Genomic DNA, 15,200 nt, shown 5'->3' with positions numbered 1-15,200 from the left:
GAGGGGAGGTCCCCCGGCACCAGGTCGGCGTGCTTAGCTTTGATAGAGGCTCATGGCTCCAAACCGCATCAAGTGAGCCCGACCCAGGCCTTCCTTGATGAAATCGATGGTGAAGCGGTGCTTGAGCTCCTTGCCATCCCAGTCATAGGCTTTCACGAACTGCTCGTTGTCGGCGCCTTTCTTGTCCCAGTTGGCCAGCAACGAGGTGGAGAAATAGACCCGGTCGCCGTCCCAGCTCTGCGAGACCATGTTGAGCTGAGCCCCGATCTTCTTTTCATAGACCTGCTTGGGGTGATGGGGATCAGAGATATCGAACAGCCGCGCGGTGCCGTCCATGAAGGTATCGACCCAGAGTTCCTTGTCGTCGGAGGAGATGGAGATATCCACCGGCAGCGGAACCTTGGATGCATCGCCGATATCGGCCACGGCCTTGGACTGCCATTCACCCTTTTCGTCCTCATAGATCAGGTGGATCTTGGCGGTCAGGGCGGTGGTGGTGAACGCGTAGTTGTGGGTTGGACCCCAAGCCCAGCGGATTTCCAGCGGTGCGCCGGGCACGCTGAATACCTTACGCGGGGTGCGGGTATGCAGATCCCACAAGGTCACCGTATTGCCGAAGCGGCTCATGGCTTCCTTGTCTTGCAGCATCTTGCCGAAGTCCATCATGTAGTTGGACCACCCGGTGAAGGAAGAACTGAGCATGACATTTTTGCGCGGCAGAACGCGGACATCATAGTTGTAGCCGTCGGCCAGTTCATGGCCCGGCAGCATCTTGTTGTCCTTGCCATCGGGAATCCAATATGTGGCGATATAGTCACCTTCGTTGGTGTATTCGACCAAGGCCGATTTACCACCATGATCCTTGTCGTTGGACAAAGCCGTGATCAGGATACGGCCCGGCAGGGCATAGAAGGTGTGGGGACCCACCGCACCGCCGGTGGCCTTGACGAAATCCTTGATTTCCCGGTGCAGTTTTGGCTTCGACGGGTCGCTATGCACGTCGTAGATATAGATGGACGAGTCATCCAACCCGCCCGCCCAAAGGTAATGACGGTCATCGGAGAAACCCGAATGGTGGGCTTCGGCGCGGCGCCCGGTGGAAACGGAATTGATCACCTTGCCATAGGTCGGTGAAGTCTCCCGTACATCCACGGTCACCAGCTTGTCGGACTCATCACCGATACCTTCCATGCCGAGGGTCCAGACATAGATGAAATCTTCCTTGCCGGTAATCTTCGCCATATAAGGCGATTGACAGGTTTCATCGGCTTGCACCGACGGCACGATCCCCGCGGTAGTTGCCATGAGGGCACCAACGGCCATCACGGCCATGCCCCGGGATACACGGCGGATAAAGGTTGAGTGACTCATTTACTATCTCCCAAAAAACTTGTCTCGTTATTCACCGGCCCGTGGTGGGGCTGGGGTGATGATTGCTGCCCCCGAAGGGGCGTCGCCTTATCCTGCTCCGCGCTATTGGTTAACGGCTCTGTGAAAGCCTCGGGCCCCGTTTATGCGGGGCTCCTGTTCCAAGCGCTTCTTCGATATGAAAAGGCTACATCAGCCACCCACATCGAACAATAAGACAAAAAGAAACTCAATGTTCTTTCCACAGAACAATGGGCTGTTGCCGCCTCGCCTTTTCGGCCCTATCAAAGAGGAGCAAATCAACTAAGATTGCTGATCAACCCGTTGGAACTGGGAGGGGCCCGATGCCCTTGGACTGGGACGAAACAGAGGCTTTAGCTGTTATTGAACGGCATGCGAAGCAGCGCGGGGCGTTGCTGCCGCTGCTCCACGCGGTGCAAGACCTGTTCGGTCATATTCCAGACCCGGTGGTGCCTTTGGTGGCCCAACGCCTCCGGCTTTCCCGCGCCGAAGTGGAGGGGGTGATCTCATTTTATAAGGATTTCCGCCGCCAGGCCCGGGGGCGCCATGTGGTGACACTCTGCCGCGCGGAGGCCTGTCAGGCCATGGGGGCTGAAGACCTGGTGGCTCAACTGCGCCACAGGCTTTCCATGGATATGGATACCACCCACGAGAACGGAGACCTCACTTTGGAGACTGTCTATTGCCTGGGCAATTGCGCCTTGGGACCGTCGGCGGTGGTGGATGGTCAATTGATCGGTCGGGCCACGGCAGAGCGCATCGAAGCGCGGTTGAAAGTCGTGCCATGACCTCTGTATTCCTCCCGTTGGACAGCGCTGCCCAGTCCGTGGGCGCCGAAGAGGTGGCCGAAGCCTTCGAGGCGGCGGGGATAAGGCCGGTCCGTACCGGATCCCGCGGGATGCTGTGGCTCGAACCCCTGGCCGAGATCGAACGAGACGGCCAGCGCCATGCCTTTGGGCCGCTGACCCCGGCGGACGCGGCGGATTTGGTGGCCAAGAGTTTTCCTTCCGACCATCCGCTGGCACTTGGCCCCACCGAGGAGATCCCTTACCTGGCGGGGCAGGAACGCCTGAGCTTTGCCCGCTGCGGCATTGTCGATCCCCTTTCCTTGGCCGACTATGAGGCCCACGGGGGCGGTGCCGGATTGGCCGCCGCCCTGGCCCTGCCCCCCGAGTCCATCGTTGATCAGGTGACAGAGTCCGGCCTGCGTGGACGCGGCGGCGCCGGGTTTCCCACCGGCATCAAATGGCGGACGGTTCTAGAAGCCGGAACGGGCGAAAAGGTGATCTGTTGCAACGCCGATGAAGGGGACAGCGGCACGTTCGCCGATCGCATGATCATGGAAGGCGATCCGTTCTCGCTGATCGAAGGCATGATCATCGCCGGTCTGGCGGTGGGGGCGGAAACCGGATTGGTCTATCTGCGCTCCGAGTATCCCCAAGCGCGGCAAATCTTAAATGATGCGATCATCGGCGCTGAAAAAGCCGGGTGGCTGGGGAACGATGTGCGGGGGTCCAAGAAGCGCTTCCACATGGAAATCCGCTTGGGCGCCGGATCCTACGTGTGTGGCGAGGAAACCGCCATGCTGGAAAGCCTCGAAGGCAAACGCGGGATTGTGCGCGCCAAGCCGCCGCTCCCAGCCATCGAGGGACTGTTCGGGCGCCCAACGGTGGTCAACAATGTCCTGACCCTGGTGGCCGTGCCGACCATCCTGGCCAAGGGCGCGGCCTTCTATCGAGAATTCGGCATGGGTCGATCCCGGGGCACCCTGCCGTTTCAGCTGGCAGGCAACATCCAACATGGCGGTATCGTCGAGAAAGCCTTTGGCGTCAGTCTGGATTGCCTGATCCATGATTTTGGCGGCGGCACCGCCAGCGGCCGCCCCCTGCGCGCCGTGCAGGTGGGCGGACCGCTGGGCGCTTATCTCCCCGCGACGGGGCTGGATGTGGCTGCCGACTATGAGGCTCTGACCGACCGCGGCGCCCTTCTTGGTCATGGCGGCATCGTGGTTTTTGACGATACGGTCCAGATGGCCCGCCAGGCCCGTTTTGCCATGGCCTTTTGTGCCGAAGAATCCTGTGGCAAATGCACGCCCTGCCGTATTGGATCGGTGCGCGGAATGGAGATTTTGGACCGGGTGGTTGCAGGAAACGGAACCAACGCCGATATGACTCTTTTAGACGATCTTTGCACGACCATGACCGATGCGTCGCTTTGCGCCATGGGCGGCCTGACCCCGTTGCCGGTCACCAGTGCCCGAACCCATTTTCCGCAAGATTTTCCGGTGAAAGAAGCCTGACATGACGGTGCATATACAAAAGGATTTCGGTACCCCGGCCCAGGCACGGGACGCCTCGGTCACGGTGCAGATCGATGGCCAGCCCGTCACCGTAACCGAAGGCACTTCCATCTTGCGAGCGGCAGCGGAGGCGGGGATCCACATCCCGCGTCTTTGCGCCACCGACAAATTGACCGCCTACGGCTCTTGCCGCCTGTGTCTGGTGGAAATCGAAGGCAGAAATGGCACGCCCTCCTCCTGCACCACGCCGGTGGTCGAGGGCATGCGGGTCCGTACTCAGTCCCATCGCCTGCGGACACTGCGCCGAAGCGTGATGGAGCTCTATATTTCCGACCACCCCCTGGACTGCCTGACCTGCGCCGCCAACGGCGATTGCGACCTGCAGGACATGGCAGCCGCTGTCGGGCTGCGGGACGTGCGCTATGGCGAGGGCCGAACCCACCGGGATAATGCCGCCGACACCAGCAATCCCTATTTCACCTTTGATCCGTCCAAATGCATCGTCTGCTCCCTTTGTGTCCGGGTCTGCGAAGAGGTCCAAGGCAGCTTTGCCCTGACGGTTCTGGGGCGCGGCTTTGACTCCCGCGTCGCGGCGGCGGGAGGAGTGGATTTCCTGGGCTCCGAATGCGTGTCCTGCGGAGCCTGTGTGCAGGCCTGCCCCACCGCCACATTGAGCGAAAAGAACCTGTCGACCCTGGGACTGCCCGACCGGGCCGTCTCGACCACCTGCGCCTATTGCGGGGTCGGCTGTTCCTTGCGGGCCGAGGTCATCGGGGAGGACGTGGTCCGCATGGTCCCCGAGACCTCTGGCGGTGCCAACGAAGGCCATGCCTGCGTCAAGGGTCGGTTCGCCTGGAGCTATGCCACCCACGAGGACCGCATCACCCGCCCCATGATCCGCGAGAAAGCCGCCGATTCCTGGCGCGAGGTGGATTGGCCGGAAGCCATCGAATACGCCGCCCAACGCCTCAACGCCGTCAAAGCCGAGCAAGGGCCGCAGGCCCTGGGCGGGCTGACCTCTTCGCGCTGTACCAACGAAGAAGTGTTCCTGGTGCAAAAGATGATCCGCACGGCCTTTGGCACCAACAATGTGGATACCTGTGCCCGGGTCTGCCATGCCCCCACCGGATACGGTTTGAAACAGGCTTTTGGGACATCGGCGGGCACCCAGGATTTCAAGAGCGTGGACAGCTGCGATGTGGCTATGGTCATTGGCGCCAATCCCACCGAAGGCCACCCGGTTTTCGCTTCCCGTCTGAAACGGCGTTTGAGGCGTGGCGCGAAGCTGATCGTCATCGACCCGCGGCGCATCGACTTGGTGGAAAGTCCTCATGTCCGCGCGGACCATCACCTGGCCTTGCAACCTGGGACCAATGTGGCCGTGGTCAATGCCCTGGCCCATGTGGTGATGACCGAAAACCTGGCCGACCGGACCTTCATCGCCCAGCGGTGTGATCCGGTCTCTTTTGCCGCCTGGGAATCCTTTATCAGCGGACCGGAAAACGCCCCGGAAGCCCTGGAACAGACCACCGGCGTCCCAGCGACAGAGATCCGCGCCGCCGCCCGGCTCTATGCCACCGGCGGCAACGGAGCAATCTATTACGGGTTGGGTGTGACCGAACATAGTCAGGGCACCACCACCGTCCTGGCCATGGCCAACCTCGCCATGGCAACAGGCAATATCGGGCGCAACGGCGTGGGCGTGAACCCGCTACGGGGCCAAAACAACGTGCAGGGCTCTTGTGACATGGGCTCGTTTCCGCATGAGTTTTCCGGCTATCGTTCGGTGGCGGATGATGCTGTTCGCGCCACCTTCGAAGCGGTCTGGAAGAAGCCCCTTTCCGATCAGCCGGGCTATCGCATTCCCAACATGCTTGATGCCGCCGTGGATGGACGGTTCAAGGCCATGTTCATTCAAGGCGAGGATATCGCCCAATCGGACCCCAACACACAGCATGTGGAAGCGGCCCTGCGATCACTGGATCTGTTGATCGTGCAGGACCTGTTTCTCAACGAAACAGCCAATCATGCTCACGTATTCCTGCCCGGCACCTCGTTTCTGGAGAAGGACGGCACCTTTACCAACGCCGAGCGGCGTATCAACAGGGTCCGTCCGGTGATGCCCCCGCGCAGCGGCAAGCATGAGTGGCAGGTGCTGTGCGACTTGGCCACCGCCCTGGGCCAACCCATGGCCTATGATACGTCGGCGGCGATCATGGATGAGATCGCCCGCCTGACACCGACCTTCGCCGGAGTCAGCTTTGAAAAGCTGGATCAACGAGGTAGCCTGCAATGGCCCTGCACCGATGACAGCCCCGAGGGCACACCGATCATGCACCAAGACCGTTTCGTCAATGGCGCCGGATATTTTGAACTCACCGAGTTCGTCCCCACCCGCGAGCGCACCAGCCGCAAGTTCCCCCTGATCCTGACCACCGGGCGGGTGTTGTCGCAATATAATGTGGGCGCCCAGACCCGCCGCACCGCCAATGTGGCCTGGCATGCCGAGGACGTGCTGGAGATCCACCCCCATGACGCCGAACAGCGGGGCATTGGCGATGGCGCCTGGGTCGCCGTGAGCAGCCGCATGGGCGCCATTACCCTGCGCGCGGTGATCAGCGAGCGCATGACACCGGGTGTGGTCTATACCACCTTCCATCACCCGGTGACCGGCGCCAACGTGATTACCACCGACCAATCGGACTGGGCCACCAATTGTCCCGAATACAAGGTCACGGCGGTGCAGGTCCGACACAGCAACGGACTGACCGATTGGCAAGCCCGGCAACAGACCTTCCGCGCGGAGCGGCGCCGCATTGCCGACAGTGGCGCCCCATGAGCGGCTCGGTTCTTGTTCATGGGCGACGGCTTCAAACCAATGAACCGGTCCGCTGGGAATTGCCCGAAGAGACTCCGGTTTCCCTGATCTACAACGATATTCCCCATGCGGTGATGCTGGCGACGCCCCGGGATCTGGAGGATTTTGCCCGCGGATTCAGCCTGACCGAGGGCCTCGTCACCGATGTATCCCAGATTGAGACGATCCGGGTCGAGCCCCAATCAACCGGGGTCTCATTGCATATCCGTATTCCCTCCCAGCACCTTCACTGCGAGAAACTCGGTGGCCGCGCTATCGAGGGGCGCAGCGGGTGCGGGATCTGTGGGGTCCATGACCTGGGCGATCTCTTGAATCCCCGGCAAACTGGGTCCCCGGAAATGGGTCTCTCCGTCGAGGCTCTCGCTCGAGCGGTCCGGGAGATGCCCGATTATCAACCCATGAAACGCCTCAATCGATCGGTCCATGGGGCCGCTTATTGCCAACCGGACGGCAGGATCGTTCTCGTTCGCGAAGATCTGGGACGCCATAACGCCATGGACAAACTGGCGGGTGCCCTGCACACGGCGGCAATCTCGGGAGATGACGGTTTCATTTTGGTTACCAGCCGGATCAGCGTCGAGATTGTCCACAAGGCGTTGGCCATGGGCGCGCCGGTTCTGGTGGGCCTGTCCGCGCCCTCGTCCCTGGCCTACGCCGTGGCCGGGAAAGCCGGATTGACGCTGATGGGGCAAGATGAGACGGGCCAATTCATCGTTTTTGCCGAGCCAAGTGCCAATAGCACCCCGTAGGACCGTTCGTTCAATATCCTTCAGCCACACGAAAGGCTTTATCCCCAATAGTATCACGGTCTGGCGGCCTGAAAATGCCTTTGAGACTTTGTGGAGATCGGTGCCGGCTCACCCCGGATCCGGCGTCTCTGGGTCCTCTGCCATCGCCCCGGAACCCCGCAGAATTGCCGGGTTTTGCGCGCCAGAGCGTATGGCGATCGGTTCGCCTGGGGGTGAATGGTGGGGCCGAGGCGACTCGATACGGCAACCAGATGCTGCATCTTATGATTCAACCGGCCTGTCGTGCATGACGGACTCATAATCCTCGCCGCCATAGAAGATCCTGAGAACTTTCACGGTCTTGGTTTTCTCGACCACCTCATAGGCGATGGCCGCCTTGCGCTGATCCGGCAATAGGCGCAGGCCTTTTTTCAAGTCATCGCGGCGCCTTCCCTTTTGAGGGAAAGCCTTCAAACCGTTTATGAATTGACGGAGCTCGAAGATCCGTGCCTCGACTTTTTCAACAGCTTCCGCCGGGTTGTCGCCGAAAAATACGTAGTTTCGGAAAAGATGCTCCATGATACATTCGAGATCCGCCTTCGCCGATTTGGCGTAGACCAGATCAAAGGAACCCATCAGGTTCCGTCTCCAAGCCAAGCTCGGCGCTTGTCGGCGAGCATGGCCTCAAGTTGCCCATTCATCTCGTCTTCCGTCAGCACCGGCTCGGTGGCTCTGACCTCAAGATCGTCTCGGATGGCTTCCAATCGAACCCGGTGGGCTTCCTCTTCCCGTTCCACAAGCCGCAATCCGTGTTGCATGACCGCGCTGATCGAGGCGAATTTGCCGCTTTCAACCAGGGATTTAGCAAACTGATAACCATGGTCGGTCAGGGAAACTGTCGGTTTGGCCGTCATGGGCGCCTCCATTTCTAATCGACAGTACCACTTAGTGGCCCCCTCGTTCAAGGAAGCCGCGGTTGAGAGAGCGATTGCCGAGGAGGGTATCCCCCCAAAAAAATCACGGTCTGGCGGCCTGAAAACGCCTTTGAGACTTTGTGGAGATCGGTGCCGATTCACCCCGGATCCGGCGTCTCTGGGTTCTCTGCCATCGCCCCGGACCCCCGCGGAACTGCCGGGTTTTGCGCGCCAGAGGGTCTGGCGATCGGTTCGCGCGAGGGTGAATGGTGGGCCAGGCAGGACGAAGATGCGAACTTCTGGATATTGTTGATTGACCTCAACAATAGAGACTAAAAAAGGGTGAAGCCCACCTGAGTGAACATTTTATTTCTAGCCGTTTAGTGCTCAAAAAATGTTCTTAGTACCTCGGAACATATAGGTGATTCACCTTTCCTGGATAGTAGCTGAAATCTAACAGATTGGTAACTCGAACAACTCCCACTGTATGGGTGTACTTCCCACTTTCGCCTCGCCAGCCTTCTTCATATTCCTGGAGATTAATCAGTATGACCAAATCCTTGTTGGCTTTGTTTAGCACCTGCTTGAGTGTTGTCGATGTGCAGGAAAATCGAAGCCCAGAGTACACTTCGCGTGCCGTGTAGGAATTTTCTTTTCCCCACGCTTCTGCGAATACAGCGACTGAGCCGCTCTTGTTCTTCCATGCGCGACCAAAGCTGTCGTCCCTGGACAGAGCTAACAATTCATTGAATTCGTTAGCGAGCCGTGGCCGGTTTTGAGCGCAGATCGCTCCATAGGGGTCAAGTTCATCAAGGTGTGCAGAATACTGAGGATGTACGAGCCATGGGATCAGCTCTGTTTTGCCAAAATTGTCGAACTCGTCGTCGCTCTCATATCCGCGAAGGCTGGGTACCCAAACCAACATCGGGTCTTCATCGATCAACGACTGGATTAACCTTTCTGTTTCTTCGGGTCTTGCCAATGCCGAGGAAATCCCCACTCGTATGTTATCCGCAGAGTACCAGTAGCCATCAACAACAAGCTGCTTTCCAATCCGCAGCTTGATCCCAATGAGCGCTAGCAGTTTCTGCCGGTTGCCGGTGATTTGGAGGCCGTCATCCGTTGCTTCTTTAAGCGTGACAGCAGTGTCAAGAGGCGTGCTGTCCATACCGTCGGACAGCCAAAACCCATCGGTCCTTGTAAGGCTATGGTTTCGCATCCACTCACCCCAAGGATCGACTTCATCCTCCCAGATCTGTACTACGGGTGTTGACTCCAGAAGACCGCCTGCGACCATCATCAATGCGTGCAACCCGAGTTGATGCCCATAGCTATGTTCAAGGTTGCTTATGGTGCCGGACATAGACCGAAGCCTTGCTTCCCGGCCTTTACCGTCAGACATATGGGAGATTTCAGAATCGAACTCACGAACAATGCCTGAAACCATATCGCTTACTTCCCAACAGGGTCTGCCAAACACCCGGCCTAATCCATCAACCTCATGCTTTTGAAAGTCGTAGTCCAAATAGAATTTGGGCTCAGGCTCGGGAACAGATTTCGGTCGGCCACCGTAGAAATTGCTTCTGCCATCATCACTCTTTCTAGCTAGGGGGAATGGCGATAGGTCAATGCTACGGAGCCTTAAACCCGAACCAGTATCCAACGTGATGCTACCACTATCAATGCATACGAGCAGGGCTCGTGCAGCGAACTGCCTCATTTGTGCATGAGGGCCTTTCTCGGTTAGGGCAACTTTGACAAGGGTGTCTTGGTAGCGAGCGATCTCTGTCGGGTGATCAATCGCGGCTCGTGCCAATGCGATGAGTAACCACAAGCGAGCGTGCAAGAAGAAAAACGGTAATTCATTCGCCTGGAAGGCACCCGCACTCTGATCATCGAACCTATTTACCAAGACATCGATGATGTCCCATAGCTGGAACTTGGCGAGGGTACGGACACTATGTGCCGCTCGCCATCTCTGTTCAGTCTTCGGAGCCCCAAGACAACGCCAGATCAGGTTGGCTGCAATGACCCCAACATCGTCCTCCGGATATAGGCCTGGAGACCAAGCACCATCGACAACACCATTCGCCAGCTTTGCGAAATCACTCCGCAGGAGCCGGCCAAGGGCAATCTGGCCTTGGCCGTCATCGGCTTTGGAGCAAACGTGTATTGCACAGGTTAACCATAAGGAACCTGGTACCGTGCCCTCCTGCCGCGCGAATACCTGAACTAGCTCGACAATCAAATCGGCAATCGGTACTCCTGTAAGGTCAGAGATTTTATTCAATTGATAGCTGGACAACCGATCATTGTTCAACAGGTCGTCCGCGTGCCGATGTAGCAGACCATTGGCCGCATTTCCCAAAAAGGCTTGGATAGAAGATGAAGACCTCCCCCAAATTTCACGGCACTTCTGGAGTTCTTCGAGTTTCCAATGAAAATTAAAATCTTCTAGGTCGCACACCGCTATCAGATAATCTCTTCGGTGTTGATACGGTACTTTCTTCCTGATACCTCCAAAGAACTTGTCTTTGAACTCGTATGCAGAGTTCAGCCCCTTAAAATCTTTACACGCCTTGGCAAGAGAGCAAGGGTCCAGGGGATTGACATCGTGTACGATGGATTTGATGGTGGCCTTACTCTCCTTCCTGCGTTCCTCCGCACGGGCTTCCCAGTCTTCGTTTTGACGACCTCGATAGTTGGTGTTGTAGTTCAGGGTATCGATAACCTTCGAGTACTGTTTGCTCGCTCTTCCAAGGTACGAAGTCAGGGGCGCATCTCCCAGCACCTCCTCAGCCAGAGAAGCCAGCAGTTTAGTGGTTTCGCCGCTTGAAACGCCCGGGTTATTTTTCTTGTATTGGGTGATCAATTCGCGGATCAGATCCGGCCTCGACTTGCCAACTAGGTTGTGGATTGCTGTCGCGAATTCCTTAGTGCCGCTTGACCAAAGTTCCACGGGATCGGCAAGTTCATTTAACGCTAGTGCCACGTTTGGAGCAATCTTCCCGTCCGTCACTAAGGCTGTCAGGTAGGGAAGCAATGTATACTCAAGAGAAATTCTCGATCGGTCATCCCATCGACTGATTTTTGCCAGCCCCCTTGGCCCGGCGGCTTGCGATAGCCCTCCTGCTACCGCTCCCCAGAAGTAATTCTCCGGCTCTTCTCCCATATTGAGCTCGCAGATGTTGGTCAGAGTATGAAATTCTCGTTCTTCGAGTTCTTCACCTTTCATCTCCGACGCGAAGAGCAGCAGTTCGTTCGTGAACTCGTAGTCCCCTGAACCGATGGCATCCATCTGCTCCAACCCATCACGGAAATAGATCGTCGCTTCCTCGATGCTTGCAGGAAGCATGGCTCTGCCGAGGTCACCCATCAGGCTTGCCCGCTGCGTCACCTCGTTTTCGGCGTCAATCCATTCTCGGGCAATGAGCGCTTGCTCGCCGGCCTTCTCATGTAGAGCGGGACGGCGCGCCAGTTCAGACACGATTCGTGTCAGCTTGTAGGGGTCCTTGCTTTGGGCATGAAACACTGCAAGGAAACGGGTGACAGCAGATGCCGGCAACTCAGGCCGGGACCACAGAACGAACATTGCTGCTTCGAAGCCGATGCCCTCGAAGAAGCGGTTTATCCTTTCAGCACGATAGATATCCCGCTTGTTTCGTGTTTTCTCCCACACATCGACCAAGGACTTGAAAGCCCTGCCCACGCTTCTACCATCTGCCGCCAGGACTTCAGCCAGGGCGCTGGTTAGCTCCAGCACGAGAGGTAGCTTTTCGCTAACATACCGCTTCGCGTCCTTGGCTTCTTCGTAGCCAAAGGCTGAGCCCTCACTGCGTCCCTTTTCCTCGTCATCCGGTTTCTTGGTGTTGGCGTCAATGATCGCTGCTGCCTCAGTAGAGAATTCCTTGCCTGTGTTCGATCTATCGATTTCCGAACTGATCAAGGCGAGTTCACTCGGGAGCAGGTCTTTTTCATGCAGGGGAATGTCGCTGGTTGCCGACTGAAGGGCCGCATTGAACAAGAACGGGAATACGTCGCTTGTCGTATAAGGCTCATCCCGGAAGGACCAGATGCCTGGGATTTGGGACGACACACTGTTGACAATAGACTGGGCTTCCATGGCCATCCCGAGGGCTGCCGCTACCGCAGAGGCTTTTCTCAGGCCGTCATCGAGTCGAAGTCCTGGCCTCAAGTAGCTCCTCACCGGTAAATCCAGCTTGTCTGAATTTCCACACTGCGTGGCAAGTTTGCGAACCAGGGTCTTCCTCTTTGCCTTGGAAAACTGTTCGAAGCAAAGAGCTGCCGTCAAGGAGCCGATTGACGGCAGCTTGCGAATGAATTTCTCATAGTTCTTGCTAGAGAGCTTCCCGGTTGTGCTCGCGAGATTCGAGCACTCGATTACATATCTGCAAACCTTGAAAGTAAACCAATCGGGCCACGAGAGGAAGTATTGTGCGGCCTCGTCGGAACGTCCGGCTGCGATCCGAAAGAACGGGATTGCGGCGATATCCTTTTGCTCGGGACCGGCTTCCCTGGGGCCGTGTTCTTCTCGGTCACGACGCCTGTAGTGGTCTATCCACTCGTCCGCCAATACAGCATGACGATAGGCCTGCTCGGTATCTCCAGTCAGGGCGTGCGCTATGGTTAGCCGCGCATGCTTCATCCCCGGCCAGGCCGTCCTGGTTTCAAACAACCGGCGAGTGGCGTCGATGTCTTTTGCCGCCACGACCAGATCGGGAAAGTCGAGGATATACTTGATGCCGCGTTGGTCCTCGGCTGCCACTGCAGAGAGTTCCACAAGTAACCGGACCAAACGGTTGTGGTTCTTGTTGATCGCCGCGTGAAGGGCGGCAGACTTGAGCCTGGCGTACCGGATGTTGCGCTTTCCGGTCTTGCTCGTAATCCGGTCAGGAACGCGTTCGTCGAACGCAAGTTTGAAAAGCTGTTCGCCATCATCCAGCTTGAATAGAAGGCCGGGAAGGGCGCGAGCGGCGTATACAGATACTCCTTGTCTCTCGTTGAGATTTTCCGCCAACCGTTTTAGCGCGTCTGGAGAAGAACTATACCGATCATGGACCAGCAGCTCCGTCGGTTCGTCGCGAAAGGTTAGCCCGTGCTTCGTTCTTTCCAATAGGTCACAAAGATCGGCGGCAAAACTCTCGACCGTACTAACGTTGAAGCCATGTGCTCCTGCATATTCATCGAGAGGGACTGGTGGTGGCAGAACGGCAAGACCCGCTAGAAACGAATTTAGCTCCTCCTGTGTATGCCCTCGTTCAACGGCTGTCTCCAGTGCCTTGGATATGCGCTCCTGGATGAGGTCGTCCAACTCGACCTTATTGTCGATCTCAGACGGATCGAGGAGGCCGCGATCACTCTTGACCAAGTGCTCCAGTATGCGGGCGTTTCCACCGGATCGTGCTTGTCCCACATTGATCTCGGCCTTCGAGGCATTCTTCAATCTTGAACGGAGATAGATTTCAGTTTCATTGATCGTAAACGGCAACAATTCGATTTCTTGGCATGTGGCGAAAGTATTTGGTTTCCGCTCCGGTCGGCAGGAAACGATTAGCTTCACACCGGGAATCGGGTCACTATGCAGGCTCTCCAGCAAGAGATTGGGGAACGACCTTTCACCACGTTCCAGTGCAAACCGTTCGGCGTTATCGATTGCATCTATGAAGATGGCCAAGCCTTTCTTTAATCCCAGCGCCTGCATCGTTTGCAGCGATTGTTTGAGCCTTCGCCGGAAGGTAGTAAATAGCCCTATTTCGTCAGAACTCCCTGGCAAGATCGGATCACACATTCCCTTGAAGGCGAGTGTATTTGCTATGTGTACGAGCCCTTTTTGCGTCAGGTGGCGGGCATCTTCCGGCGACCGATAAGCACCGCCACCAAAACAATCAAAGAATACAACCTCATTCTCATGGCTCAACGCCGATGCAAGGCTGTCCATGAATACGGTTTTTCCCGTACCACCTGACGCGTGAACCATCACAGGGTCGGAGGTGCAAGATACTGTTGAGGCGGCGTCGGCAAGCTGTTCACGTTCCACGACCTTGCCAAAATCGGCAAGCGCGGATGGGCAAGGAAGCAAATCATCAAGTTCGCTGATAAGTAGGGATGCAAGAACGTCCGTTCGCTTGATTACCTTATCTTTATGACCTGTTGTTCCGGCCTTGTCGCGCACCATCTTTTTCAGCGCTTTGAGTCGCGCATCAGCAAGTGCATCGTTGGTTGCAGACCAATCGATCATCAGGCGGGCAAGCTCGTTGTCAATCCTTGTCAAATTCCCGGTTCGGCCAATCAAGCTGCATTTCGCGGCGAATTCCCTCAGGTTCTGCCCATGTAGACCGGCAGCGGCCTTGAATTGCTTTGCCTGTTCTTGTTCCTCGCCAGTGCTTGCGCTTCCAGCCGCTATGGCTTCGATAGCCGCGAGTAGAGGGGCGTAAATCGGCCTGTTGGTGATCAACTCAAAACCAAGCTTTTGATGGACGGCTTGATCTCCATACCTTTCCTTGTGGTCTTTGAAGGCGACGGCGAACTTCGATACAGTTTTCCGGGCATGGCTGGCTCGAAATGGGGGGTCGCTGTCGGCTACTGAATATTTGAACTGTGCGATCGTCGTTCGCTCGCTGCTCTCAAATGAGGCCCCTCGCCCATAGTAGAGGGTCAAATCTGCGATCTCGATGGTTTCGCGCTTCGCTCCTTTTTCATCCTCAAGTGCGAGCCCTTCAATCGCCATAGCGACAAAATCGTCGTCTGGCAGGAGGAGTTGCATTGATTTACGGGCAGTCCAGGCTTCGTGATACTCGTGCCCATCGCGAGATGCCCTGACCTTGTCTGCCATGTGTTTGGATCGCGCCAACTATTTCGATCTTCCCCGTGATCAGTAACACGGGGAGCTTAAAATACATGTTGCCTCAACCACAACCGATTGTCCACCACTAGACAAGTTATGCACGCTGTTGCCGCAAAGATGTCAAAGA

At 57.1% G+C, this 15,200-nt stretch carries 8 protein-coding genes; 4 read left to right on the top strand and 4 right to left on the bottom strand.

Annotation, left to right across the window (positions count from 1 at the left end; genetic code table 11):
* Positions 1-33 precede the first annotated feature (33 nt).
* The gene (locus MGMAQ_RS02390; protein WP_082085220.1) at positions 34-1,371 is read right to left on the bottom strand and encodes a selenium-binding protein SBP56-related protein; all 1,338 of its coding nucleotides are present in this window, start codon (positions 1,369-1,371) and stop codon (positions 34-36) included.
* 341 nt (positions 1,372-1,712) lie between these two features.
* Between MGMAQ_RS02390 and MGMAQ_RS02385 the strand changes: the two genes are divergently transcribed.
* The 4 genes from MGMAQ_RS02385 to fdhD are packed head-to-tail and all read left to right on the top strand — an operon-like array spanning position 1,713 to position 7,315.
* On the top strand, positions 1,713-2,177 hold the full coding sequence (locus tag MGMAQ_RS02385) for a formate dehydrogenase subunit gamma (protein WP_046020275.1): 465 nt from the start codon (positions 1,713-1,715) through the stop codon (positions 2,175-2,177).
* Complete coding sequence (locus MGMAQ_RS02380; protein ID WP_046020274.1) at positions 2,174-3,688, top strand: NADH-ubiquinone oxidoreductase-F iron-sulfur binding region domain-containing protein; 1,515 nt, start codon at positions 2,174-2,176, stop codon at positions 3,686-3,688. The genes MGMAQ_RS02385 and MGMAQ_RS02380 overlap by 4 nt, the downstream gene beginning before the upstream one ends.
* 1 nt (position 3,689) lies before the next feature.
* Positions 3,690-6,527, top strand: coding sequence for a formate dehydrogenase subunit alpha (gene fdhF / locus MGMAQ_RS02375; protein WP_046020273.1), 2,838 nt, complete (start codon positions 3,690-3,692; stop codon positions 6,525-6,527).
* Complete coding sequence (gene fdhD, locus MGMAQ_RS02370; protein ID WP_046020272.1) at positions 6,524-7,315, top strand: formate dehydrogenase accessory sulfurtransferase FdhD; 792 nt, start codon at positions 6,524-6,526, stop codon at positions 7,313-7,315. Before fdhF ends, fdhD begins: the two co-directional genes overlap by 4 nt.
* 261 nt (positions 7,316-7,576) lie before the next feature.
* Here fdhD and MGMAQ_RS02365 read toward each other — a convergent pair whose 3' ends face one another.
* The 3 genes from MGMAQ_RS02365 to MGMAQ_RS02355 all read right to left on the bottom strand — a co-directional run bounded on the left by MGMAQ_RS02365 (position 7,577) and on the right by MGMAQ_RS02355 (position 15,061).
* Complete coding sequence (locus tag MGMAQ_RS02365) at positions 7,577-7,930, bottom strand: type II toxin-antitoxin system RelE/ParE family toxin (RefSeq protein WP_046020271.1); 354 nt, start codon at positions 7,928-7,930, stop codon at positions 7,577-7,579.
* Positions 7,930-8,208: a type II toxin-antitoxin system ParD family antitoxin gene (locus MGMAQ_RS02360; RefSeq protein WP_046022870.1), complete on the bottom strand. Its 279-nt coding sequence runs from the start codon at positions 8,206-8,208 to the stop codon at positions 7,930-7,932. Before MGMAQ_RS02360 ends, MGMAQ_RS02365 begins: the two co-directional genes overlap by 1 nt.
* A gap of 400 nt (positions 8,209-8,608) precedes the next feature.
* Positions 8,609-15,061: an NACHT domain-containing protein gene (locus MGMAQ_RS02355; RefSeq protein WP_082085219.1), complete on the bottom strand. Its 6,453-nt coding sequence runs from the start codon at positions 15,059-15,061 to the stop codon at positions 8,609-8,611.
* Positions 15,062-15,200 lie beyond the last annotated feature (139 nt).

The sequence above is a fragment of the Magnetospira sp. QH-2 genome (assembly GCF_000968135.1).
GTDB lineage: Bacteria > Pseudomonadota > Alphaproteobacteria > Rhodospirillales > Magnetospiraceae > Magnetospira.
The sequence above is the reverse complement of the archived record's forward strand: the minus strand, read 5'-3'. Positions and strand labels throughout refer to the sequence as shown.

Excerpts from the sequence above, each read along its gene's own strand:
- MGMAQ_RS02390 (WP_082085220.1), bottom strand. The coding sequence starts at position 1,371 with ATGAGTCACTCAACCTTTATCCGCCGTGTATCCCGGGGCATGGCCGTG.
- MGMAQ_RS02385 (WP_046020275.1), top strand. The coding sequence starts at position 1,713 with ATGCCCTTGGACTGGGACGAAACAGAGGCTTTAGCTGTTATTGAACGG.
- MGMAQ_RS02380 (WP_046020274.1), top strand. The coding sequence starts at position 2,174 with ATGACCTCTGTATTCCTCCCGTTGGACAGCGCTGCCCAGTCCGTGGGC.
- fdhF (WP_046020273.1), top strand. The coding sequence starts at position 3,690 with ATGACGGTGCATATACAAAAGGATTTCGGTACCCCGGCCCAGGCACGG.
- fdhD (WP_046020272.1), top strand. The coding sequence starts at position 6,524 with ATGAGCGGCTCGGTTCTTGTTCATGGGCGACGGCTTCAAACCAATGAA.
- MGMAQ_RS02365 (WP_046020271.1), bottom strand. The coding sequence starts at position 7,930 with ATGGGTTCCTTTGATCTGGTCTACGCCAAATCGGCGAAGGCGGATCTC.
- MGMAQ_RS02360 (WP_046022870.1), bottom strand. The coding sequence starts at position 8,208 with ATGACGGCCAAACCGACAGTTTCCCTGACCGACCATGGTTATCAGTTT.
- MGMAQ_RS02355 (WP_082085219.1), bottom strand. The coding sequence starts at position 15,061 with ATGGCAGACAAGGTCAGGGCATCTCGCGATGGGCACGAGTATCACGAA.